The following is a 24,654-nucleotide window of genomic DNA, read 5'->3' as shown; positions in this document are numbered from 1 at the left end:
AAAAATATTTTATCGCTGCGGATAAAAATTTATTTTATCGTTAAAGTATAAAAAAAAAGTTTTCAGCCGTAGATATGCACATCAGAGATTGCCCCTTGCATCCTGCTCCCTTTCTAATGCCTCAAACAAGGCCTTGAAGTTTCCCTTTCCAAAACTCTTTGCGCCCTTTCGCTGAATGATCTCAAAGAACAGGGTTGGGCGGTCTTCAACCGGTTTGGAAAATATCTGCAACAGGTAACCCTCATCGTCGCGGTCGATCAGGATACCCAATTCCTGCAGTGGTGCCAGATCTTCGTCGATATGCCCTACCCTGTCGAGCACAGTTGCATAATAACTATCCGGTATTTTCAAAAATTCAACACCCCTACTTTTCAGGTCCCGCACTGTTTCCACAATATCCTGGGTTGCCACGGCAATGTGCTGTACCCCCTCACCATCATAGAAGTCGAGGTATTCTTCCACTTGCGACTTCTTTTTTCCTTCTGCAGGTTCGTTAATCGGAAACTTCACAAAGCCATTGCCGTTGCTCATAACCTTGCTCATCAAGGCCGAATATTCAGTTGATATGTCATTGTCATCAAATGTCAGGATGTTCTTAAAACCCATGACATTCTCATAAAACTTAACCCATGGATTCATTTGGTTCCAGCCAACATTGCCTACACAATGGTCAACATATAAGAGGCCGGTAGAGGGCGGGTTATAGTTGGATTTCCATTCTTTAAACCCCGGCAGAAAAATGCCGTTATATTTTTTCCGCTCCACGAACAGGTGTACCGTGTCACCATAGGTATGTATACCACTTAGGGTAACCTCACCATCCGGGTCGGTCAGCTTAACCGGCTCCAGATAACTTTTTCCGCCACGCTTTGTTGTTTCCTCCCATGCACTGGTTGCATCTTCGGTCTTTAGTGCAAGCACCTTAACGCCATCACCATGCCGGTAGATATGGTCGGCAATCTCATTACCAGATCTAAGCGGTGTGGTTAAAACAAAAGTGAGTTTGTGCTGCCGCAGTACATAACTCACCTTATCTTTTAACCCGGTTTCCGGACCTGCATACGCCAGGCTTTGAAAACCGAATGCGGTTTTGTAGAAGTGGGCGGCTTGTTTTGCGTTGCCAACATAAAATTCGACGTAGTCGGTTCCCTGTAATGGGAGAAAATCAGTTTGAACGGGAGTATTCTGCGGTATAGACGATACTGTTTGCATGGAAATGTTGATTGGTAATGGAATAAAAGTTGTCAGTTGTGCAATCAACAGGGCACGAATCCATGGCAAGGGTACTCATAAGTATATGGTATGGCTTGCGCTCGTTCATCGGGTTAAAGATAAAAAATTGGCATGAAGAAGCACCATTTACCGTTGTTAAGCCCGACGGCCAGCAGCTACTTGGCTGTATGCACACATAAACCGTTTGTGTATCCTGCTTCATTCGTTCTGCAGAACCTTTATAATTCAACCTGTAATGTTCCACAGGATCTATAATTAAGGTTCGTGGTTGACCTATGGAGCTGGGCAGGCAGCAACATGAGATATCCCTTCGAGAACCGTCCGGAAAAACGTAGCATGAGAAATAACAAAGCCAGCTTGCAATTACTATGGCAGCCTGACACTCCCGATCAACATCTTTACCCTGTGGCAAGTCCAATCGTACCCCTGGATCACTCAGCTGAGCCACTCGCAAAGGCCCCGGCTTAACCTATAACTATCCCTAAGTTGAGTCCTTAATAAGCGTAAGCCTATATCGAGGTCGGCTGAGTAAAAAACATTGCAGGATATCTTTAAAATGGATGAGGATATTGCTTGCTAAGAAAAAAACTCCGATTGATCATTATTTTCACAAATTGCAACCCTTACCAATGCCAGACTATGTACGACAATTACCCGGACAACACGAATGCTCACCCGACTGCATCTGATGCTGTTGCAGAGCGGCAACCTTCTTCCGAAATATCAAGACCTCCAAAGGTGGGAATTCTCGGTGGAGGTCAGCTTGGTCGTATGTTGTTGCAGGCTGCTGCTAATTATCCTGTAGAAACTTTCGTGCTCGAAAACGATCCCCTATGTCCTGCTGCGCACCTCTGTCATCATTTTACCAACGGCGACATCCGGAATTTCGACGACGTTTACCGATTTGGAAAGGGATTGGATGCAATTACCATTGAAATCGAATCGGTCAATGTTGAAGCACTCGAAAAACTAGCGCTTGAAGGGGTTAAGGTTTATCCCCGGCCGGCTGTAATAAAAACGATTAACAATAAAATAATTCAGAAGCAATTTTACCAGGAGAAAGGCATACCCTCGCCACACTTTGTGGTTACCACCCACCTGCAGGAATTGAACCTGCATAGTGCAATGCTTCCGGCTGTGCATAAGGTAGGAATGGGAGGTTATGATGGCCGCGGGGTGCAGGTCATGCGTACGCAAAATGACTTCACCAAAGGCTTTGATGCGCCATCAGTGCTCGAAAAAATGGTTGACATCAAAAAGGAAATCGCAATGATGGTTGCCATGGACGACCATGGAAAAACCGCGATATACCCTGTGGTAGAGATGGTCATGGATCCGCAATTTAACCTGCTCGACTACCAGGTAAGCCCCGCCCGCGTTCCGGAAACGGTAGGTTGGAAAGCAGAAGCCATTGCTTTAAAAGTCGTGCGGGAGCTCAACAGCCCAGGAATCTTTGCCATTGAAATGTTTGTAGATAAGAATGATGATGTATGGGTTAACGAAACTGCGCCCAGGGTACACAACAGTGGCCATCATACCATAGAAGCTAATTTTTCCAGCCAGTTCGATATGTTATGGCGTGTTCTGCTCGGCTATCCACTTGGAAATACAAAAGCCATTAAACCTTCATGTATGGTAAACGTTGTTGGCGCCGACAACTTCGAAGGTGATGTACACTATGAAGGCCTTGCAGAGATACTTAAAATTGAAAATGCATTTGTTCACCTGTATGGTAAACGAAAAACGAAACCAGGCAGAAAAATGGGGCATATTACGATCATGAGTAACGAAACACACGAACTACCCTACCAGGCAAATAAAGTTAAGCAGGCGTTGAAAGTGCAAAGCATCCAGGTAGATAAAGGTGAAATGTAAGTCGTGAGGGAGGCCGTCACAATAATCACTTGATCACCGCACAACAATCTACCAACAACCCAACAACGCTCAACCCAAAACCTCAATACCCAAATACCCCAATACCCTATACCTTAATACCCTATAACTTATTCCCCAATACCTTTATACCCAGATCCATAATCCGCATCACTAATCGAAATACCTCCATATGACACAATTGGGCGCCGCAGAACCTTACCTTGAAAACGAGTCACCTTTACTGGTTGGAATAATTATGGGTAGCGACAGTGATCTGCCCGTTATGCAGGAGGCTGCAAACGTGCTCAGGCACTTTGGCGTTAACTTCGAGCTAACGGTAGTGTCTGCACATCGCACACCACTAAGGATGATCGAATACGCCACATCAGCCTCGTCGAGGGGCTTAAAGGTGATTATCGCCGGTGCAGGTGGTGCTGCTCACCTGCCGGGCATGATCGCTTCTATCACAAGCCTGCCGGTAATCGGGGTTCCGGTTAAATCATCTAACAGTATCGATGGCTGGGACTCTGTTCTTTCAATTCTTCAAATGCCCTCGGGGGTACCGGTAGCGACCGTTGCTTTGAACGGCTCGAAAAACGCGGGCATTCTTGCTGCGCAAATTCTCGCAACCTCAAACGATACGCTGGCAAAAAAACTGGATAAATACAAAGCGGAACTTCAACAGGGTGTATATGAAAAACTGGATAAATTGGTTGCTGATGGCTGGCCTAATGAGTTCGACAAATCAGAAATTGCCTGATCAACAACCATCGCTAACATTGATAGAGGCGAAGCTCCTGGAAGACTTCCCCTCGGGCTCATCAATAGAGTATACATCGGGTAAGCTATACCTGTTTGGTGACGATGCCACGGAATACCGGGTGCTTGACACCGCATACAACAAGCTTTCGGCCATACAACTGTTTACCAGCAAAACAAAGAGGATTGAGAAGAGTAAGAAAACCGACATCGAATCCTCCACGGTTCTCCCAAACAAGTCGCTTCTGATGTTAGGTTCGGGCTCTACAGCCCTACGAAACAAACTCCTGATCAGCAATGCAACTGGTGATCCAGCCAAACGAACTATCGTACACACCAAAACGTTTAATGCAAGGGTGCGCAAGCGGGGTATCAAAGAAACCAATTACGAAGGCCTCACAGCCCTTAAAGGAGGATTAGTCATCAGCAACCGGGGCAACCTTGCACAACCGGTTAACCACCTGGTTTTTACCAGCAACGATTTCTGGAAGAATCAGTCCCGTGTCTCCTTCCATATTGCTGCGGTACAACTGCCCCGCAATACAAAAGCATTTGCCGGAATATCCGGGCTTGCAATAGATCATAATGACCGGCTTTTTTTTACGGCTTCAACAGAGGCTACAACAAATGCTTATGACGACGGTGAAATCGGAGACAGTTACATCGGGTGGATAAATGATATCAGTACCAAAACATCTGCAGGGTCCATTACACCCAATGGATGGCTTAAACTCAGTGACCATGACTCCGCGTTTAAAGATCAAAAGATCGAGGGTGTTTGTATCCAGGAAGGTAATGGTGCCACCATGCTTTTGCACCTGGTGGCCGATAACGATAAGGGCAATACCCGCCTCTTCAAAGTAAAGCTAATTATCCCTTAATCGGCTAACCTCGCAATGCCAAACTCCTGTGCTGTTGTTTGCGAACAAGCCAGTAATTCATCAAACAATTGTTTGCCATACCGGGCATACCATGGCGACAGGTTATCTACGCGCTCCTGCAAATTGTTACGAGGAAATAACGTCGATTTCACCCATTGAATTTGCCTTGTAGCACTTTCAAATTTTCGCTTTTCCGCCCGTAGCATCTTCTTCTCCAAAGCAATGAACTTTTTATCAAGCTCACTTTGCAGCGCCCCAACGTGAGCCAATAACGTTGGATCCACCTTTGCCGCAACATCCTGGATATGCTTGTAGCTATCCCGAAACTGTTCCCTCTCCTGCTCCAATGACAGTTGTAGCCCAGAACTCCTCCTTACATGTTTTTCGACGAGAACGTCCTGCGGCGCAAAAAATTCTGGCAAGGAAAACCCAAGTTTCGAGACCGTATCCCGCGAAGTTTTGTCGACAAGAACGAATGAATTCCTGAGCAACAAAACGGGGTATGGCACATCTGCAGCATCGAAAACGGCTTTCAATTCCAGCCAGTAGGCAACTTCACCACCACCCCCGATGAAGGCAATGTTGGGTAGTATCATCTCCTGGAAAAGTCCCCTGAGAATTACATTAGCACTGAACCGTTCAGGATGGCTCTCCAGCTCTTCGAGCACCTGTTCCGTCATCCAAACCTTGCCGGGCACCCGGAATACACCTTCTTCAAATACGATCCGGTCACGGGCACCATCATCAAGATAAAACAGGTTGATATCGCGACCACTCGCCTGTACCTTATAGTTTTCGCCTAACTTCTTTGCAGTCGACTCAACCAACGGGTGTGAAAACTGCGCTGTTAACTCGCGTTTTACAATAGGGTTAAATGGCCTTTTCAGGTTTGCATTGTCCGGGATCAGCACGAGGAGCCCGTATTCGCCAAACAGCTGGTTAACCAATACAAGCGTTGCTTGTTGAATGGTAACACCTTCCTGGTAAGCAGACCGCAGCAATTCCGACAATTCATTGCCAAAAGGGAGTACACCCAATTCACCATATATTCTTTCGATCAATGCAATAAGGTGTTTGTCAACTTTCATTCTTCCTACGGCGCCGGTCTGGTTTGTTTTCCACTCGAGCTTTTCACCATTCAGGTTAATATGACCAAGTTCTTCAAGATCGGCGTCTTCGCTACCCATATAATAAAAGGGCACAAAGTGGTATTGCGGCATCTGCCTGCCAAGCTCCTGCGCAAGCTTAATGGTGTGAAGAATTTTGTAGATGAAGTATAGGTGACCCGTAAAGATGTTGGGTTGATGTGCTGTGCAAATGGTGAATGTGGTATCCTGCGAAAGCTTAGCAAGGTTTTCCTGTTGCAGCGCCGAGAGTGGCAATCCATTATATTGCTGCCTGAGTTCTGATACCAACAGCTCCCTGTGAGAAGGTGCATTAATGCGATTGGCAATGGCTGCGCTTATCCCTTCAATTGTAGGCGGATGCGCAATAAGTGGTTTGATGTTTTCTGATCCGTCGAGATAGTCCGTTATGATCCTGGAAAAGTAGCCGGTACTTTTATAAGCAATGTAATCGCAGTTTATCGGCATGGTTGCAGTAGACGATTAGTTTGGTTGTTTTTATTTATAACCATGTGGTAAAGATCCCTGCTGGATGCGCAAGCGCCAACAACAAGTTCACATGTTAAGCTATCACATCTCCTTCCAGGTCGTAATCAAAAGCCTTAGTAATTTTAACCTGAACAAAGTCGCCAATCGGTAAGGGTTTGGGGGTGTTAATGACCACCTCATTATCCACTTCAACGCTGTCGAACTCTGTTCTGCCAAGATAGCGCCCTGCTTCCTTCTTATCCACAATTACTTTAAACACTTTACCAACTTTCTCCTGGTTTTTCTCAAGGCTGATTTCCTGCTGTACTTCCATGATTTCCTGGCAACGGCTTTCCTTTACTTCCTGGGGTATGTTATCAACCAGGCTATATGCACCGGTCCCTTCTTCATGACTATATGAAAATATACCAACCCGGTCAAAACGATGCTCTTCCAGGAACCCCTTAAGTTCTTCAACATCATCCTCCGTTTCACCAGGAAAGCCCGCTATAAGGGTTGTCCTCAGGCATATACCCGGTACTTTCTCGCGAATATTATAAATCAACTCGGTCATCTCTTCCCGGGTTATTTGTCTCCGCATTGCTTTCAACATGTTGTTAGAAGCATGTTGAAGTGGCATATCAAGGTAGTTGCAGATATTGTCCCGCTCCCTAACAGCATCAAGTATCTCAAGCGGAAACTTGCTGGGATAAGCATAATGCAGGCGTATCCACTCGAGTCCTTTAACATCGGCAAGCGCATGTAAAAGCCGGGGTAACTCCCGGCGCTTATAGATGTCGAGGCCGTAATAAGTAAGCTCCTGCGCAATAAGCATGACTTCTTTTACCCCACGTTTCACCAGGCCCTCGGCTTCCGCCACCAATTGCTCTATTGTTTTGCTGGTATGCTGCCCACGCATCAAAGGAATGGCGCAAAATGAGCAGGTACGATTACAGCCTTCGCTGATTTTCAGGTATGCATAGTGCGAAGGAGTACTGAGCAACCTTTCTCCAATCAACTCAGCCTGGTAGTTTGCTTCAAATCGTTTTAAGATCAGGGGCAGCTCCATTGTTCCGAAATAGGCATCCACCTCGGGGATCTCTGCTTCAAGGTTATTTCGGTAACGCTCACTTAAGCAACCCGTAACATATACCTTATCCAGGCGTCCACGGCGCTTCAACTCAACCTGTTCAAGAATGGTGTTTACACTTTCTTCTTTTGCCTTATCAATAAAACCACAGGTATTTACGATAACAATATTGTGATCCTTTTTGGCGCTCTCATGCACCACGGAGATATCATTCGCCAGCAGCTGCCCACTTAACACCTCACTGTCAACCATATTCTTGCTACAGCCGAGGGTGATGATGTTTACCTTATCTTTTCTTAGTGTTCTAGATTTCATAAAGAGCCGCAAAGTTAGGGAGATTGATGTCCTGCCATTGAATTTAACCTTTCATTTATAACTTTTTAAACATCTTCGCCCATGTATAACTACTAACCATTTCTAAACCATTTTCCGATGAAAAAGCTGTTGTTTTCTCTTGCAATGCTGGTATCATTTGCCTCATTTAGCCAGGATGTTTCAGGACCTCCATACGCAACAGCAGCAGGAGTAAAAATATCTTCGGGAGTGGCATTCAGCTATAAGAAATTCGTTACGGTTAAAAACGCACTTGAAGCCCAGGCACTGTTTTTCAGGGAAGGCGTACGGGTGATTGGTCTATACGAATTTCATTACCCGCTTGAAGGTGTTAGCGGACTTGCCTGGTATGTAGGCCCCGGCGCGCATGTTGGTGTATACGGTTCAAAATACAAAGCCATCAACAACACACGCACTGATCTTGGTATTGACGGTGTAATCGGTCTTGACTTCAAAATCCCAAACGTACCCATCAACCTCAGCCTCGACTGGCAACCCAGTTTTAGCATCCTGGGCAACGCAGGTTTACAACCTCAGTTTGGGGGCGTCGGTATCCGGTATGTTCTCAACTAATAATATCTTATTTGAATATTTAAGGGTTCCTGTCCGCGCGACAGGAACCTTTTTGTTTTCAGGAAATCCTGGCCTCACTCGCTGCACCTAAGCTTTTTACCCCCGTTTAGGTTGCTGTATAATTGGCACCACAATAAGTGGGGGGAGTCGTAAGCTATCATAGTTTGTTGAAGCTAAACGGTTGATTAATTAAAAACATAATGGTATTAACGGCTCGTTACATGCTTATTCGCCATAAATCGTGAAATTCGTGCCTTAAATAAGCACTACCTACAGTATGGTCAATAGAAAAGTTCAGGTTTGGTTGCCCTTGTTGTTTTCCGTTGTGATGGTTTTGGGAATGACGATCGGTTACAAGCTCCGGGAAAACACAAGCATGCCGGGTTTCTTCAAGATGAGTAACAAGAGCCCGATGCAGGAGGTGATCGACCTTATTCAAATGAAATATGTTGACCCGGTTAAAACAGATACACTTGGTAATAAGGCGATCCAGGAAATGCTTTCCAGGCTCGATCCACATTCAATTTATATTCCCGCAACCAGGCTCACCGACATCAACGACGAGCTCCGTGGCAACTTCAGTGGAATCGGTGTCGAGTTCCAGCTTTTTTATGATACCGTTAATGTGCTGAATGTCCTCAAAAATGGCCCTTCCGATCTTGCAGGCATCCAGGTCGGTGATAAAATCATCGCTGTAAACGACACCTCAAAGATTGCAGGCGTGAAAATCAAGCCCGACAACATCCGGAAGCTTCTTCGTGGAGAGCGCGGAAGTGAAGTAAAGGTGACTGTCTTTAGAGATGGCAGGCTCAAACCATTTACCATAAAACGCGGCACCATTCCTACCCCTTCCGTTGATGTCGCTTATATGATCACCCCCGAAACTGGTTTTATACACATAAACATGTTCAATGAGCTCACCTACCGCGAGTTTATGCAGTCCATGGAAAAACTGCAGGCCAGCGGTATGAAAAAGTTGATTGTTGACCTTAGGGGTAACGGCGGCGGTCTCTTGAACCAGGCAGTGAAAATTGCCGACGAGTTTCTCGATGGCAATAAGCTAGTCGTTTATACTGAGGGAACCCATGTGCCCAAATACGAATACCGTTGCCAGCGTGATGGATTGTTCGAAACCGGTGCGCTTACCATGTTGGTTGACGAGTCGTCAGCAAGCGCCAGCGAAGTGCTCTCAGGTGCTTTACAGGATTGGGACAGGGCAACCATCATCGGAAGAAGAACATTTGGCAAGGGCCTGGTACAGGAGCAGTTTGGCCTGTCGGATGGCTCGGGTTTGCGCCTGACAGTCGCACGTTATTTTACCCCGTTGGGCAGAAATATCCAGAAGCCCTACAATAAAGGCTACAGCGCCTACGAAGAAGAAGTTTACACCCGTTTTCACAATGGTGAGGTGGTACGGGGTGACTCTACCGCAACGAGTGAGCCATTTAAAACAAAAAAAGGAAGAACCGTTTATGGTGGCGGCGGAATTACCCCCGACATATTTGTTCCATACGACACTACTGCATTGGGCACCGAAGCAAGCCGGCTTTATACGAAAGGCACATTAAGCAATTTTATTTACAGCTATTATATTCAGAATAAATCCAGGTTTACCTCCTATAAAACACCACTTGAGCTCTCTTCCGGCTTCAAAACGACCAATGCTGAATGGAACGCCCTTAAAGATTTTGCCGCCCGTGATTCTATCGATCTCAATAAGGTTACGACAAAGGATCGCGAAGACCTGTTCCGCCGGATTCCACCACTTATGGCGAGGCAGATCTGGAGATACGAAGGCTATTATGAAGTGATGAACAACGACGACGAATTTGTGAAAAAAGCACTGGCCGTGCTTAAAAGTTAGTACCTGTTAAAAACCTTCATACCGGGGTAGCAATTGCTGGCTAATGTACCAGGTCGGCAAACCCGGAAGCGAATACAGTCAAAAAACCTCATCGACCCTGGATATTGGTCCACCGGTTACCTTTCTATAAACTTTACCATCTGCCTTACTGTTAAGGCAATCACCCCATTGCGATTTCATTACCTTTGAATAAAGTCTTACGAATATGTGGTTAAACAGTATCCTTGAAACATTAGGAAATACTCCCCTGATAAAAATTAATAAAATCACCCGGGAACTTCCTTGTACCGTTCTTGCAAAAGTGGAATACTTCAATCCCGGGAACTCCGTCAAGGATCGCATGGCCTTCAAGATGCTGGAAGTTGCAGAAAAGGAAGGCAAGATCAAACCGGGCGGCACCATCATAGAAGGCACAAGCGGAAACACCGGTATGGGCCTGGCACTTGCTGCAGTGGTAAAGGGCTACAAATGCATATTCGCAACCACCGATAAACAATCAAAAGAAAAGGCCGACATTCTAAAGGCAGTTGGCGCCGAGGTTATTGTTTGCCCTACCAACGTTGACCCTGAAGATCCCAGGAGCTATTACTCGGTATCTAAACGCCTGGCTAAGGAAACACCCAACTCCTTTCATATGAACCAGTACGACAACCTGGCGAACCGGCTGGCACATTACGAAACAACCGGTCCGGAGTTGTGGGAGCAAACAGAGGGAAAGATCACCCACCTTGTTGTAGCTACCGGAACAGGCGGCACCATCACCGGAGCGGGCAAATACCTAAAAGAAAAGAATCCTGCAATCAAAGTCTGGGCAATCGACGTGTTTGGTTCCCTTTTGAAGAAATACCATGAAACCGGTGAGATCGACATGAAGGAAGTGCATCCCTATGTAACGGAAGGAATTGGAGAAGACTTTGTTCCGCAGAACTACGACATGTCGGTGATAGATCGATTCGAACGCGTTACCGACAAAGATGGTGCAGTAATGGCAAGGCGAATATCACGCGAAGAAGGTTTGTTTGTGGGCTATAGTTCGGGCACAGCGCTCAAAGGACTCATGCAGTTAAAAGATGAGCTGAAGAAAGACGACCTTGTTGTGGTAATCTTCTGCGATCATGGCAGCAGGTACGTTGCCAAATTATACAACGACCAGTGGATGATGGAGCGTGGCTTCCTTGATGTAAAAACATTCCGTGATATCGTTAGCGGCCGCGCCTCGAAAAGACTGGTTACAATCGGAGCCGGCGAAACCGTTGCTGATGCATTTGAGCTCATGAAGAAGTACGACATCGAGCAAATTCCCGTAATGAATGGCACCGGCATGATCGGCGCAGTTAGCGAAGGTGGTTTGTTCAAAAAGATATTCACCAGCCCGGAGATTAAAACTGCATCAATTGAAAGTGTAATGGAACCCCCGCTGCCATTGGTTGCCTTTGATACACCTATCGAGAGACTAGGCGGCCTGATCACCAAAGGCAACGGCGCGGTTGTAGCGAAAGATGAAAGTGGAAACTACCATATCGTTACGAAATACGACGTCATACAAAGCCTTGCTAAATAAGCAACAATTTTTTTGAACCGGCTTTAGAACTTTGTGGAGGCTTTTGTTGCGCCGTGCCTCCAATTTATTGGTTGGTCGCACTGTACCCCTGTTGTTGCATCGGCAAGGCTGTTTACCGGCCAAATTGTGGGTACCCTGGTTAATGCCCCGATCGCGCTAACCTCAACAACTATGTTAAGCACAAAGCACCTCATTTTTCTTGAAGTAGCCCGGCAGAAGAGCTTTACCAAGGCGAGCCAGGTGCTTTTTCTCTCACAGCCTGCCATCAGCAAAAACATCCAGTCACTTGAAAACGATTACAAGTCGAAGCTGTTTGAACGACAGGGTTTAAAAATAGCGCTTACCCCAACCGGCAAGTTGCTATACGAACGTTTACTTGATGTAAAAAACATACAGGACCAGGTAGATTTCGAGATATCTTTTCTTAAAGATAAACTGCTGGCAAAAGGAATGCTTCGCCTTGGCGCAAGCACGACCGTTGCACTATATATTCTGCCACGTATACTTTCCGCATTTCATAAGCAGTACCCTGAAGTAGAGATCAACCTGTTGAACCGGAATTCCGAATCGGTGCTTGAAGCATTGCTCCAGAAGAACATAAATCTCGGGATTGTTGAAGGCCCCGGCAACACCAAAAATGTAGAGTACCTGCCTTTTCTTACCGATAAGGTTGTGCCCGTTTGTAACTCGCGCAGCAGCCTGGCGCACAAGAAAATTTCCTCCATAAAAGAACTACCTGCAATACCCGTGGTGCTCCGCGAAAAAGGTAGTGGCACTCTTGCGGCACTCAGCCAAAGCCTCGAGGCACATAAAATAAAAATCAGCGATCTCAATGTAAAAGTTCGGCTGGGAGGTACAGAGGCGCTAAAAAATTTCCTGCTTGAAGCTGATTGCCTGGGCTTTCTGCCACAACGTGCAATCATTAAAGAGCTCGCAGCTAATGAACTTTCCGAGGTGCAAATCCAGAATTTAGAAATTACCCGTCACTTCTATTTCATCCAACGCAAGGGAGAATCCATCAATGAGCTAAATAAAGCTTTCATTGCATTTGCAAGAACTATCTATAACCAACAGTTATGACCTATAATCAATTTACATGTGTTCGGTTATGAGTGCGTCTTACCTTTAGTTAATGATAGCTAATAACCCAGTCGCAATTGCAGTATTGCAATGTCCGAACTGTAGTAAAGAATATGATATTCAACAGGTACAATCCTATGCGACCTGTTGCAACCAACCACTGGTCACCCGGTTCGACGATCTTAATATAACCAAGGCAGATATTCTGACGAACGACGACTCAATGTGGCGCTACCGTGCCTTTCTTCCCCTTTTTGAAGATGACAACGTGGTAAGCCTTGGCGAGGGTTGGACAAAGATCCTTTCGCTTACTAAACTCGCCCAAAAACATAACATCAATAGTCTCCTTTTAAAGGATGAAAGCACAAATCCAACGGGCTCTTTTAAAGCCAGGGGGATTAGCATGGCCGTTTCAAAAGCAAAAGAGCTGGGTATAAACCATTGCGTAATCCCAACTGCAGGCAATGCCGGAGGGGCATTGGCTGCCTATTGTGCAAAGGCCGACATCGGTGCTACTGTTCTTATGCCGGCGCATACGGCAGAAACGCTTAAGGAAGAGTGCCGCTTATTCGGAGCCGAACTCATACTTGTCGACGGCTTAATCGATGCCTGTGGCAAGCTTGCAAGGCAGTTGTCAACCGAAAAAGGATACTTTGACATGTCAACCTTAAAGGAGCCCTACAGGCTTGAGGGCAAAAAAACCATTGGTTTGGAGATCGCTGAACAGTTGGATTGGGAGCTTCCTGATGTAATCATATATCCCACTGGTGGCGGCACCGGGCTGATCGGTATGTGGAAGGCGTTTCGCGAACTGCAGGCAGTTGGCTGGCTTACCGGCAAGCTGCCCCGGATGGTGATTGTGCAAACTGAAAATTGCGCACCAATGATGCACCATTTTCACCACAGGAACATCGAGGATTTTAAGCCTAGAGCCTCACTGGCGCTTGGCCTGGCAGTGCCCTATCCCTTTGCAACGGATCTTATGCTACAGGTTATTGAAGAAAGCAAGGGAACCGTTAGAACAGTAAGCGAACAAGACCTGCTCGAGGGCATAAAGCTGGTTGCATCAGAAGAAGGATACCTCTTGTCGCCTGAGGGAAGTGCAACTTATATGGCTTTTAGAAAGTTGCTTAACGAACAGTGGATCGGCGAAGAAGAAAACGTTATGCTTTTCAATACCGGGAGCTGGTATAAATACCGTTGAGCCCCTGCCGCCGTTGACCTGATTTTACATGGGCTCTTGTGTTATCGCCATTCGGCCGTAACTTCCCATTATGCTTACAATTACTGATCAACTAAGTTGCCAACTTGAGCTGCCCGAGCCAGCAAGGCGGATTGTTTCGCTGGTACCCTCCCAAACCGAATTGTTGCATGACCTTGGGCTCGAAAGCGAGGTTGTTGGCATCACCAAGTTTTGTGTACATCCCGAACAATGGTTTCACTCCAAAACCCGGGTTGGCGGAACAAAAAAGGTACACCTTGACCGGGTCGAGGATCTGCAACCCGACCTTGTAATCGGCAATAAGGAAGAAAACATTAAAGAAGAAGTTGAGGAGATCAAAAAGCTTGCTCCTGTATACATAAGTGACGTAAGCACCCTTGAGCAGGCCATCGACATGATTACTGCCGTAGGCGCAATGACCAACACCGAACACAACGCAGGCGAACTCATTACCGCGATCAAACATGGGTTCAACGACCTGGAGCAATATGTAAAAAACACTGCTGTAAAGCGAATTGAACCCCATTTACTTTCCGAACATGTACCCATAAGAACAGCCTACCTGATCTGGCAGGAGCCTTTGATGGCAGTCGGCAGCAATACGTTTATAGATGATATGCTTCAACGTTGCGGTTTGCAAAACATTTTTGCAGCTCAGGAACGTTACCCCATGATAACCGTTGACCAGCTTAGCAAGGACAAATGCGACCTGGTATTTCTATCTACCGAGCCCTACCCTTTCTCTAATGAACACGTTGCCGAACTGCAGGCACAATTACCTGGCAGTACAGTTATGCTGGTTGATGGGCAGATGTTCAGCTGGTATGGCAGCAGGCTGGTAAAAGCCAGCACTTATTTCAAAAGTCTGCTCGAACAGATTAACACTAAACCGCTAAATTGAGCCACCAAGCACGCAAAATGAGTTTTTCAGAAGTTCCTAATGCAGCCGTTCTCAAGATCAATGACGCCCCTTCGAAAAAGAAGCCTTCTTACCCCATAAACGATCGACTTCGCAATTACCTTAAGCAAAATGGAAGAGAGGTGCAGCTGCCGGTAACCTATGCCGACCTGGCGCGAATTACGTATTCCGTACCATTACTCGATAAAAACGGCCAGGATACCCATTGGGAAAAAGTGGTGTACGATATGAATGAGTGGACCTACATACGCGAGGGGCTGCTGAAGATTTATGCTATACTTAAAACCGAGGGTGATACCACCTTTACCAAACACCTCGACGTAGCCAGGATAGACTATTGTGCCTTTGGCAACTCTAATCCTTTTAGAATCCGGATCGTAAATAAGTACAACGACAACTACGATCACTTTTACATAAAAGCTGCCGATGCTTCGAGGATATACGGACTCGAACTGGAACATATTCTGTCGCCAAATAAGATCACCTATTTTACGCAGCACAATACCCTGGTTGAGGAGCACATTCCGGGCATACCGGGGGACATCTTTATCAAGCAATATCTCGACCAGCCGATTACCAATAAGATCAGGTTTGCAAAGGAATTCGTTAAGTTTAATGAGCGGTGTTTTGTTCGCTTACTCGGCGACATGCGCAGCTATAATTTCGTTGTTGATATCACTCCCGACATCGAAGATTTTCAGTACCGGATCAGGGCAATTGATTTTGACCAGCAATCTTATGAGGGCCGAAAAAACCTTTACCTGCCGCAGTACTTCAAGGAGAATTTTGCGCTTGTCGACCTTGCAATGAAACACCTGGACGGCGACTCTATTGAACAGTACCAGAGCGAGGAAAGAACCATGATGGCTTTCAGGGTTGCCGATTCTAGGTACCGGCTTATGGAGCTGCTGAATATTATGACCCGCGACCAGATTTCGACCAATGAGAAAATTGAAAGACTGCGCCAGGAGTTGCAGGACTATTCGGGAAATCGTCGTTTTCCACGTTGCAACACCATGGGCGAACTGGTGAAGTTGCACCTGAAAGACACCCTTGGTAAAACACTGCACCTTATACAGCAGGCGAAGAAAAAGAACAAGTACTAGTTGTTTCCATTGTTCTAATTAGAATGCCGTTAATGTCTTTCATTGTAGCTTATATTTGCCGCGTTTTGTTATACAGTACAAGAGTGCGACGCAACCGGGGTTGCTTGTTGTACTTCTGCCTGGTCCATAAAAAAACAACATTATAGTGGCAATACCGGCATACCGCGGTACTGTTGTTGTACCAAAATAAAATATTATTACCTTCAATTACCCAAGATCAGCATATGAAAAAAGAACAGGAAGAGGACTTAGAGGCTAACCTGGCCGGAGGAGCTGAAGAAAAAAGTGAAGCCGCAAAACCACGATGGTTTACCAGGAGGAAGAAGGGAATTCTGACGTCGACCGCTGAAAAAAAAGAAACCCCCGAAGGATTATGGGTTAAATGCCCCCAATGTAATTATATCTGCACCAGCGCCGACCTGCGCGAGGCGCTTTACGTTTGCCCAAAGTGCAACTACCATCACCGGATTGGCAGTGAAGAGTACTACGAAATGTTGTTCGACAACAAAGAATATGAAGAGCTTTTTGGGAACATCCGGAGCAAAGATTTTTTAGAGTTCACCGACCTTAAGCCGTATAAAAAACGGCTCGAAGACATATGGGCCAAAACAGACCTTACCGATAGTATGCGGGTAGCGGTTGGTGCGGTAAACAGCAACAACATTGTGATTGCCTGTATGGATTTTGAATTTATTGGTGGTAGTCTTGGCAGCGTTATGGGAGAGAAATTCAGCCGCGCCGTTGATTATTGTATCGCCAATAATTTGCCGTTCCTGGTGATCTGCAAAAGTGGTGGTGCGCGTATGATGGAAAGCGCGTTCAGCCTGATGCAACTGGCAAAAACCTGTGGAAAGTTATCGCAACTGAGCGATGCCAAACTGCCTTATATTTCCCTGCTCACCGATCCGACCTTTGGTGGTATTTCAGCAAGCTTTGGCATGCTCGGCGATTTGAACATAGCAGAGCCGGGTGCACTGATCGGTTTCGCGGGCCCGCGTGTAATAAAAGAGACCATTAAAAAAGACCTGCCCCCCGGTTTTCAACGGAGCGAATTTTTACTTGAACACGGGTTTCTCGACTTCATTGTTGATCGCACCAAACTAAGGGACAAGCTTACCCAACTGCTCATATTATTTAATAACTGATAGAACCATTTCATTTTTTACATTTGCCGGCTGCTAATAAAGCCGGCATTTGTATTAATGGGAACAAAAGAAATTAAAAACAGGCAAGCCTATTTTGAATACTTCATCGAGGATAAGTTCGATGCAGGTATGGTTTTGCTGGGCACGGAGGTAAAAAGTATACGTGAGGGCAAGGTTAGTTTCAATGATAGCTTTTGCCTTTTTTTTAAAGATGAATTGTGGCTAAGGGGGATGTATATAGCGGAATATGGACTGGGAACCTCGAACAACCACATTGCAGTACACGATCGTAAACTGTTGCTCACCAAAAGGGAGCTCAAGAAGATACAAAACAAACTAAAGGATAAGGGCTATACGATTATTCCGTTGCGTGTTTACTTTACCGACAAAAACCTGGCTAAAATTGAGATAGGTCTTGGTAAAGGAAAGAAGGTACACGACAAACGGGAAACAATCAAGAAAAAAGAGACTGATCGCGAGATTAAACGTTACCTGAAATAACAGGAATGTAACAACCTGGGATTAACGGGGTGATCGCCAAATGGCATAATTATGGGAACTTGCCCCAGTTAAATTTTTGAGAACTATGTGGAGCACTTGTATCGCTGGATTGTTGAAATACAGATTTGTTTTTGGTCTCTGTTTTTTGTTGTTGGTTTCAGGTGCTTCGAGCGCGCAAAAAGTAACTGGTGAGTGGTACGGTGTTGGAAATGTAAACCGGAATGGCGCTCACAACAGCTATCTTACCGAACTGATACTTGTGCAAAAAGGGAATAAGGTTACCGGTTCGCTCAACTACTTCTTTAAAAGCAATTCTATACAGGCGCGCATAACGGGGGTGTACCTGCCTGCAACAAGAACACTCGAACTTAAAGCAACACCTGTGCTGAATTACAAGGCACGCGATATCAATGGTGCTGATTGCCCCATGGAAGGATCTTTTACATTGACCGTAAGCCGGGTTGAGTCCTCTTTACGCGGCCAGTTTAACCCAACGCCAAATTATCGTTTTACCTGTCCCGCAATAAACATCAAGCTCGTAAAACAAGTAATCAAACCTAAAGATCCTGAGCCGGAGCCGGAAGAACCTGTAGCAGTACTCAGACCAGTGGATTCGCTAACGGCAAACCCGGGAATTAAGCTACCGCCTGCAGACACTATACAACGTATGCAGGAAGCCGCGTTGGTAACAGAACTCAACAAGCGAACTTTCGAGGTAAGCGATATTATAGAAGTAGATGCCGACAGCCTTCAACTCTCGTTATACGATAACGGCGAAATCGACGGTGATACGATTTCTTTGTTCCATAACCGGAAGCTGGTTGCTGCGCATAAGCTTCTTACCGCCCAGGCATTCACTACCATGATAGCACTAGATACATCGATAAACGAGATCAGCATGTTGGCAGAAAACCTCGGCAGTATTCCACCAAATACCGCGATCTGTGTAATCTATGCGGGCACAAAAAGGTATGAACTGGCATTATCAAGCAACTTCATCAAAAATGCTACACTGCGGTTTAGGAAGAAGCCTGCCGCCAATAAACCTCCTATGTAAATACAGTGTTGCCTAAAAGAGTTTACCCTGCGGTTTCTCTTCGGCATCCCTGACTTCCCAATCCATTTCGATGCCTTTGCTGTAATCGGTAAGTTTATTGCCGATTGCTTTCCAACCCATCACCTCAACAAATCCGGCAATTTTAATCTTTTGCGTTTTCGCCTGTGCACCCTTACCACTGTGCAGGTTTAGTACGGGATCCTCATCGGTGGTGACCGCCTCGAGACGATTGTTTGCACCCTCTTTAATAAATGGAAACCTCGTTTTCATTGAAGAAGTTTCGATGCGGAAGCGTTTGATATTGTATTGCTGTTTATCCGCGTCGAAGTAAACGGCGGTGATCACCTTTTCAGGATCAAACTTTTCGATTAACCAGATTTTCTCAGGTTCGAAGCGTTGGGTAAGTTCGGTATCTGTTATTTCATAAGAACCATCATCGTATACCAGCAGAATCTTGTCGTCTTCAAAGCTGCCGAGGTACTCCCCTTTTTCTTCTGAGTTGAGCCGCCCGAACTTATTATCAAACCAAAGCTTTCTACCGGCCAGGGTACTTTTACCAGCCTCTTTGAATTTGACTGCGCGAACCGGGTACTTGGTAACCTGGTTGCCCATGCTACTCCTGCCTTTTATCTCCAGCTCTTCAAAGTAGTATTCAAACTCCTTTTGGCGCGCCGTACAGTTAGGACTTAAAACAACTTTAACCACTTCCGCTTCGCCATTTGGGTTGGCAGTAAAGTAATGGACCTTGCTTTTTTCACTGCCTTTTGTAAGTTCATATTCGCGGTCGCGGGTAATACCCGTTACATTAAACCGCTTACCGTAAGTAACCCCGCTTTCACCATCAACATACATCATGTTATAGGTGGTGCGTTCATCATTTTTTTGAAAAATGGCTGCATGAATAATGTCTTTGCCGATAAAGACTTTATCAGCTACACGCACCACTTTCATCTTGCCTGCCTTGGTAAAAACAATGATGTCATCAAGGTCGGAACACTCGGCAATAAATTCGTCTTTTTTAAGGCTGGTTCCGATGAATCCCTCTGAACGGTTGAGGTATAATTTCGTATTGGCGATTGCGACCGACTTAGCTGTAATGGTGTCGAACGCCCTGATTTCTGTTTTACGCTCGCGACCCTTGCCGTACTTCTTCAGAAGGTTTTCATAGTAAGCAACAGCAAAATCGGTCAGGTGTTCCAGGTCATGCTTTACCTGCTTGATCTCATTTTCCAGTGCCGTGATCTGCGCATTCAGCTCATCGATATCGAGCCTGTAAATACGACGAACAGGTTTTTCAGTAAGTTTTATGATGTCTTCCCGGGTGATATCGCGTTTGAGCTTCTTCTTGAAAGGGTTGAACGCTTTATCAATTGCTTCAATTACTTTCTCCCAGGTTTCATGCTTTTTCTCCAGCTCCTTATAAATCTTTTCTTCGAAGAAGATCTTCTCAAGTGAGGTATAGTGCCACTTGTCCTGTAGCTCGCCAAGCTTAATTTCCAGCTCGCGGCGCAACAGATCTTTTGTTTTGTCGGCAGAAGATTTCAACAGTTCATTTACGCCCATGAAGCGCGGCTTCTGGCCTTCAATTACGCAGGCATTTGGCGAAATGCTTACCTCGCAGTCGGTAAAGGCATAGAGGGCATCAATGGTGATGTCGGGTGAAATTCCCGGCGCAAGTTCAATGTTGATCTCAACATTGGCTGCAGTGGTATCGGTGACTTTTTTTATCTTGATCTTACCTTGCTCATTTGCTTTAACGATGCTATCGCACAACGTTGATACGGTAACACCATAAGGCACATTTCGAATAACCAGTGTTTTTTTATCTACTTCTTCCACCACGGCACGTACGCGAACTTTACCTCCACGTTTACCCTCATTGTAATTGGTAACGTCGATCATCCCGGCTGTCTGGAAGTCGGGGAAGATCTCAAACTTTCTTCCTTTCAGGTACTTTATGGAAGCGTCGATAAGCTCACAAAAATTGTGTGGGAGTATTTTGGTGGACAAACCGACGGCGATACCGTCTGCTCCCTGTGCAAGCAACAAGGGAAATTTCATGGGCAGTGTTACCGGCTCGTTTTTTCGGCCGTCGTAACTGAGCTGCCATTCAGTTGTTTTGGCATTAAAAGCCACTTCGAGGGCGAACTTACTTAAGCGTGCCTCGATGTACCGGGCAGCCGCGGCGGCGTCGCCGGTGTTAACATCACCCCAGTTTCCCTGTCTTTCAATCAGCAGGTCTTTTTGACCCATGTTCACCAGGGCGTCTCCAATAGAGGCGTCTCCATGCGGATGGTATTGCATGCTTTGACCGATGATGTTGGCAACTTTGTTAAACCTGCCATCATCCATTTCCTTCATCGCATGTAGTATGCGGCGCTGCACGGGTTTAAGACCGTCTTCCATTGCAGGAACGGCCCTCTCTAAAATAACATAGGAAGCATAATCAAGAAACCAGTTTTTGTATTGCCCTGTTATCCCGTGATCATTTTCCAAAAAGTCCTGGTCGGTATAGGTACCCTTAGCCATTTTGTATTGATAATTAGTAAACCATCTTTCATCGGTAGCATACGATGCTCATCCTTCAAATAACATCATCTAAAACACTTTCCCGGCCCGATCGAGGTTATCACTGAACATTAATGCAACTTTACTTTCGATTGCATGCTTGCGCCCAGTGATCCAGCCGGCACAATCATTGAACAAGCCTGTTTTGTAAACGAAGCACCTGATCTTAGGGCCTGCCCTGTACAAATTTAGACAACGTAACATGCCTGCGGTTGTTTAGCCCTTAACATTCGATTGATTACCCTTCAACCGGCACCTCCACTTCTGAGGCTAGCTTTAATTCAAACTCCCTTAGATTCCTGACATCACCTTGCGAAACGATCTTGCCGTTCCTGATCAATTCCTTAACCCGGCCGAAGAGAAAGGCATCACCCGTTGTTTCTTTTGCTTTTGAAAAAAATTGGTTGAAGACCTTTTGCACTTTCAGCCATTCGTGTCCGATGTAGTTCAGCAGTTCAGCATCATAATAATCATCTCCTTTCTGAGCCAATTTTTTCCCGCCTTCAAGCAGGCGAACACCTTTGTTTTCGATTCCAAGCTTTTGCCATTCGTCGGGGTCAATCTCGAATTCTGATAGGGTAATCGGACGTGCCAATTTCTTTGCCTTTACGAACTCTTTAGGTTGGATTTGAAAAAGGCTGGTCGGATAGAAAATATTACCTTTTTCGTTTATAAAAGGAAGGTTGTTCAGGTACAAGATAAATATCCGGCCTTGAAAGTCCTTCAATTGACTCACCAGCCAGTAATAACCTGAAACATCGTGTTTATTTTGTGCGGCCCATATCCAAAGCACTTCCTCTTCATCGGCTCTTAGTTTTTCCAAAACTGCGTTGCAGGCATCATGATCGTGATTAAAACCACCTGCTACCAGGTGCTCGAATGGCCCGCCTGTTAGAACATCTTTCCACCAGTTAGCCCTGTTTTCTATCCCTTCCAACGCATAGATGTTGTTGATGGGTCCTACTGCGTAGTCGTCCCTGATAATTACCACTTCACCGGCCATAGTGGTGTCAAGTTCAAAGCTTTTCTCTAGTGCCCCCTTGTTCGCTTCTTCAAAAACGATGTGTATCATTTATGCTATCAATTAGATTTTGTTCCTGAATAGTTACTGAGCCTAAACTGAAGTTTGCTATGCCGATATTGCTTTGTCAGCAAGTGCAGGGAACTTCCACGTTATGCTTCAGCTGCTACATCTTCAGCGATATCAATTTCCACTTTCAGGTTGTCGATAATAAACTCCTGTCGCTGCATGGTGTTTTTTCCCATATAATATTCAAGCAGTTGTTGTATATGTGTTTCCGGCAACAACATAACCGGCTGCAACTTGATGTCTTCGGCGATAAATTTTCCAAACTCTTCAGGGCTAATCTCTCCCAACCCTTTAAAGCGGGTGATCTCGGCTTTTGCACCAATCTTTTTTACTGCGGCGGCTTTTTCGCTTTCATCGTAACAATAGATGGTCTCCTTTTTATCGCGTACCCTAAAGAGCGGTGTTTCAAGAATGTATACGTGACCGTTTTTGACAAGGTCAGGAAAAAACTGAAGAAAAAACGTCAGCATCAGCAACCGGATGTGCATCCCATCCACATCCGCGTCGGTAGCAATTACAATGTTGTTGTAACGTAAGCCTTCAAGTCCATCTTCTATGTTCAGGGCATGTTGCAGCAGGTTAAACTCCTCGTTTTCGTATACCACTTTTTTGGTCAGACCAAAGCAATTCAATGGTTTACCGCGAAGGCTAAAAACGGCTTGAGTATCTACCCTCCTGCTTTTAGTTATCGATCCGCTGGCGCTGTCTCCTTCGGTGATAAACACGGTTGTCTGATTCTTCTTTTCAAGGATCTCATCCTTGTGTTTACCCTCCACCTCATCGTTAAAGTGAAACTTGCAATCGCGAAGTTTTTTGTTGTGGAGATTGGCCTTTTTTGCGCGCTCGTTAGCCAATTTCTTAATGCCTGCGAGTTCCTTGCGTTCGCGTTCGCTTTGTTCGATACGGCGACGCATGGCATCTGCTGTCTGCGGATTTTTATGGAGGTAGTTATCCAGCTCCTTACCCATAAAATCGACCATAAAGTTCCGCATGGTAGGACCGCCTTCATACACGGTTAATGAACCGAGTTTGGTCTTGGTCTGGCTTTCGAATACCGGCTCCTGTACCCGTACGCTTATGGCTGCGCAGATGCTTCCGCGAATGTCGGCAGCCTCATAATCTTTTTTATAGAAGTCGCGGATCACCTTTACAAAAGCCTCTCGAAATGCCTGGTGGTGGGTTCCTCCCTGGGTGGTGTATTGCCCGTTTACAAAAGAATAAATGTCCTCTCCGTAGTCATTGTTATGGGTTATAGCAATCTCGATATCCTCACCCCTCAGGTGAATGATTGGATAACGAATTTCATCGGCATTTGTACGACGTTGTAACAGATCGAGTAAGCCGTTTTTACTTACATACCTTTTGCCGTTATAGTTAATTATAAGTCCGGCATTCAGGTAACAATAGTTCCAGAGCTGGTTGTCGATGTATTCGTGTATGAAATGAAAGTTTTTGAAAACGGTATCATCGGGAACAAAGCTGACCAGGGTTCCGTTTGCTTCCGTGGTTGCTTTTTCCTTATGCTCTTTTATTAAAACACCTTTCTCAAACTCTGCCGTTTTCTGCTTTCCCTCTCTAAAGGCGGTAACCTGGAAATACCCGCTTAGCGCATTTACCGCCTTGGTTCCAACACCATTGAGTCCAACGCTTTTTTGAAACGCTTTGCTATCGTATTTGGCGCCCGTATTTATTTTGCTAACAACATCTACTACTTTCCCAAGCGGAATACCCCGACCGAAGTCGCGGATAGTGACGGTTTTGTTCTCAATGACCAGCTCAATGTTTTTACCATGCCCCATGGTGTGTTCGTCGATACAATTGTCCATCACCTCCTTCAGCAGTACATAAATCCCGTCGTCAGGGCTACTTCCGTCACCCAGTTTACCGATATACATACCCGGGCGCAGGCGGATATGTTCCCGCCAGTCAAGACTCCTGATGCTTTCCTCATTGTAATCGTTCAAATTTAATTTTTCTGCCATTTCTTACGCCATTGACTATAATGATGAAAATCCAACCTTCGAGTTCCTAAACGTTGCCCGCACACAAGTCGATACGTTCAAGGTGCCTGAACTTTAAAAATGTGTTAGGAAGCCCGGCACAGACCCTCAAAAGCAACCCGCAAATATATACGCTCAGCAGATTCAGCCAACATTTGTTATGAACATCAGTTCCATTTATGTGAATACTAACAATTTAGCGTTG

19 protein-coding genes are annotated in these 24,654 nt (G+C 45.6%); 13 read left to right on the top strand and 6 right to left on the bottom strand.

Annotated elements, in window-relative coordinates:
• Positions 1–81: 81 nt before the first annotated feature.
• Positions 82–1,212 (bottom strand): 4-hydroxyphenylpyruvate dioxygenase, encoded by a 1,131-nt coding sequence (hppD, locus tag EXU57_RS07535; protein WP_133267574.1) that lies wholly within the window; start codon positions 1,210–1,212, stop codon positions 82–84.
• Between the two features lie 660 nt (positions 1,213–1,872).
• Here hppD and EXU57_RS07530 point away from each other — a divergent pair.
• The 3 genes from EXU57_RS07530 to EXU57_RS07520 all read left to right on the top strand — a co-directional run bounded on the left by EXU57_RS07530 (position 1,873) and on the right by EXU57_RS07520 (position 4,748).
• Positions 1,873–3,108 (top strand): 5-(carboxyamino)imidazole ribonucleotide synthase, encoded by a 1,236-nt coding sequence (locus EXU57_RS07530; RefSeq protein ID WP_133267573.1) that lies wholly within the window; start codon positions 1,873–1,875, stop codon positions 3,106–3,108.
• 190 nt (positions 3,109–3,298) lie between these two features.
• Positions 3,299–3,868, top strand: a complete 570-nt coding sequence (purE, locus tag EXU57_RS07525) for a 5-(carboxyamino)imidazole ribonucleotide mutase (RefSeq protein ID WP_133267572.1) — start codon at positions 3,299–3,301, stop codon at positions 3,866–3,868.
• The gene (locus EXU57_RS07520) at positions 3,801–4,748 is read left to right on the top strand and encodes a DUF6929 family protein (RefSeq protein WP_165958069.1); all 948 of its coding nucleotides are present in this window, start codon (positions 3,801–3,803) and stop codon (positions 4,746–4,748) included. Before purE ends, EXU57_RS07520 begins: the two co-directional genes overlap by 68 nt.
• Here the strand turns inward: EXU57_RS07520 and bshC are convergent.
• Positions 4,745–6,340, bottom strand: coding sequence for a bacillithiol biosynthesis cysteine-adding enzyme BshC (gene bshC, locus EXU57_RS07515; RefSeq protein WP_133267570.1), 1,596 nt, complete (start codon positions 6,338–6,340; stop codon positions 4,745–4,747). The two genes, EXU57_RS07520 and bshC, sit on opposite strands and share 4 nt — an antisense overlap.
• 94 nt (positions 6,341–6,434) lie before the next feature.
• Positions 6,435–7,745, bottom strand: a complete 1,311-nt coding sequence (rimO, locus tag EXU57_RS07510) for a 30S ribosomal protein S12 methylthiotransferase RimO (protein ID WP_133267569.1) — start codon at positions 7,743–7,745, stop codon at positions 6,435–6,437.
• 117 nt (positions 7,746–7,862) lie between these two features.
• On the opposite strand from rimO, the gene EXU57_RS07505 reads away from it, so the two are divergent.
• The 10 genes from EXU57_RS07505 (at position 7,863) to EXU57_RS07460 (ending at position 18,791) form a co-directional block, all read left to right on the top strand.
• Positions 7,863–8,336, top strand: a complete 474-nt coding sequence (locus EXU57_RS07505; RefSeq protein ID WP_133267568.1) for a hypothetical protein — start codon at positions 7,863–7,865, stop codon at positions 8,334–8,336.
• Positions 8,337–8,613: 277 nt separating this feature from the next.
• A complete protein-coding gene (locus tag EXU57_RS07500; protein WP_133267567.1) occupies positions 8,614–10,200 on the top strand; it encodes a S41 family peptidase in 1,587 nt (528 codons plus the stop codon).
• Between the two features lie 205 nt (positions 10,201–10,405).
• Positions 10,406–11,761 carry a pyridoxal-phosphate dependent enzyme gene (locus EXU57_RS07495; RefSeq protein WP_133267566.1) on the top strand — a complete coding sequence of 452 codons (1,356 nt, stop codon included), beginning with the start codon at positions 10,406–10,408 and terminating at the stop codon, positions 11,759–11,761.
• 171 nt (positions 11,762–11,932) lie between these two features.
• Positions 11,933–12,841, top strand: a complete 909-nt coding sequence (locus EXU57_RS07490; RefSeq protein WP_133267565.1) for a LysR substrate-binding domain-containing protein — start codon at positions 11,933–11,935, stop codon at positions 12,839–12,841.
• 52 nt (positions 12,842–12,893) lie between these two features.
• A complete protein-coding gene (locus EXU57_RS07485) occupies positions 12,894–14,045 on the top strand; it encodes a threonine synthase (protein ID WP_133267564.1) in 1,152 nt (383 codons plus the stop codon).
• Between the two features lie 70 nt (positions 14,046–14,115).
• Complete coding sequence (locus tag EXU57_RS07480; protein ID WP_133267563.1) at positions 14,116–14,964, top strand: ABC transporter substrate-binding protein; 849 nt, start codon at positions 14,116–14,118, stop codon at positions 14,962–14,964.
• A 17-nt stretch (positions 14,965–14,981) separates the two neighbouring features.
• Positions 14,982–16,088: a hypothetical protein gene (locus EXU57_RS07475; RefSeq protein WP_133267562.1), complete on the top strand. Its 1,107-nt coding sequence runs from the start codon at positions 14,982–14,984 to the stop codon at positions 16,086–16,088.
• 224 nt (positions 16,089–16,312) lie between these two features.
• Positions 16,313–17,233, top strand: a complete 921-nt coding sequence (accD, locus tag EXU57_RS07470) for an acetyl-CoA carboxylase, carboxyltransferase subunit beta (protein WP_133267561.1) — start codon at positions 16,313–16,315, stop codon at positions 17,231–17,233.
• Between the two features lie 57 nt (positions 17,234–17,290).
• Positions 17,291–17,734 carry an SsrA-binding protein SmpB gene (gene smpB, locus EXU57_RS07465; protein ID WP_133267560.1) on the top strand — a complete coding sequence of 148 codons (444 nt, stop codon included), beginning with the start codon at positions 17,291–17,293 and terminating at the stop codon, positions 17,732–17,734.
• 112 nt (positions 17,735–17,846) lie between these two features.
• Positions 17,847–18,791, top strand: coding sequence for a hypothetical protein (locus tag EXU57_RS07460; protein ID WP_133267559.1), 945 nt, complete (start codon positions 17,847–17,849; stop codon positions 18,789–18,791).
• A 12-nt stretch (positions 18,792–18,803) separates the two neighbouring features.
• Here the strand turns inward: EXU57_RS07460 and EXU57_RS07455 are convergent, their stop codons facing one another.
• The 3 genes from EXU57_RS07455 to EXU57_RS07445 form a co-directional block, all read right to left on the bottom strand.
• A complete protein-coding gene (locus tag EXU57_RS07455; RefSeq protein WP_133267558.1) occupies positions 18,804–21,320 on the bottom strand; it encodes a DNA gyrase/topoisomerase IV subunit A in 2,517 nt (838 codons plus the stop codon).
• A 277-nt stretch (positions 21,321–21,597) separates the two neighbouring features.
• Positions 21,598–22,431 carry a DUF1835 domain-containing protein gene (locus EXU57_RS07450; RefSeq protein WP_133267557.1) on the bottom strand — a complete coding sequence of 278 codons (834 nt, stop codon included), beginning with the start codon at positions 22,429–22,431 and terminating at the stop codon, positions 21,598–21,600.
• A 101-nt stretch (positions 22,432–22,532) separates the two neighbouring features.
• Positions 22,533–24,431, bottom strand: a complete 1,899-nt coding sequence (locus tag EXU57_RS07445; RefSeq protein ID WP_133267556.1) for a DNA topoisomerase IV subunit B — start codon at positions 24,429–24,431, stop codon at positions 22,533–22,535.
• Positions 24,432–24,654 lie beyond the last annotated feature (223 nt).

The sequence above is a fragment of the Segetibacter sp. 3557_3 genome (genome assembly GCF_004354985.1).
GTDB lineage: Bacteria > Bacteroidota > Bacteroidia > Chitinophagales > Chitinophagaceae > Segetibacter.
Note: the sequence above shows the minus strand (reverse complement) of the source record. Positions and strands in the feature narration are given on the sequence as shown.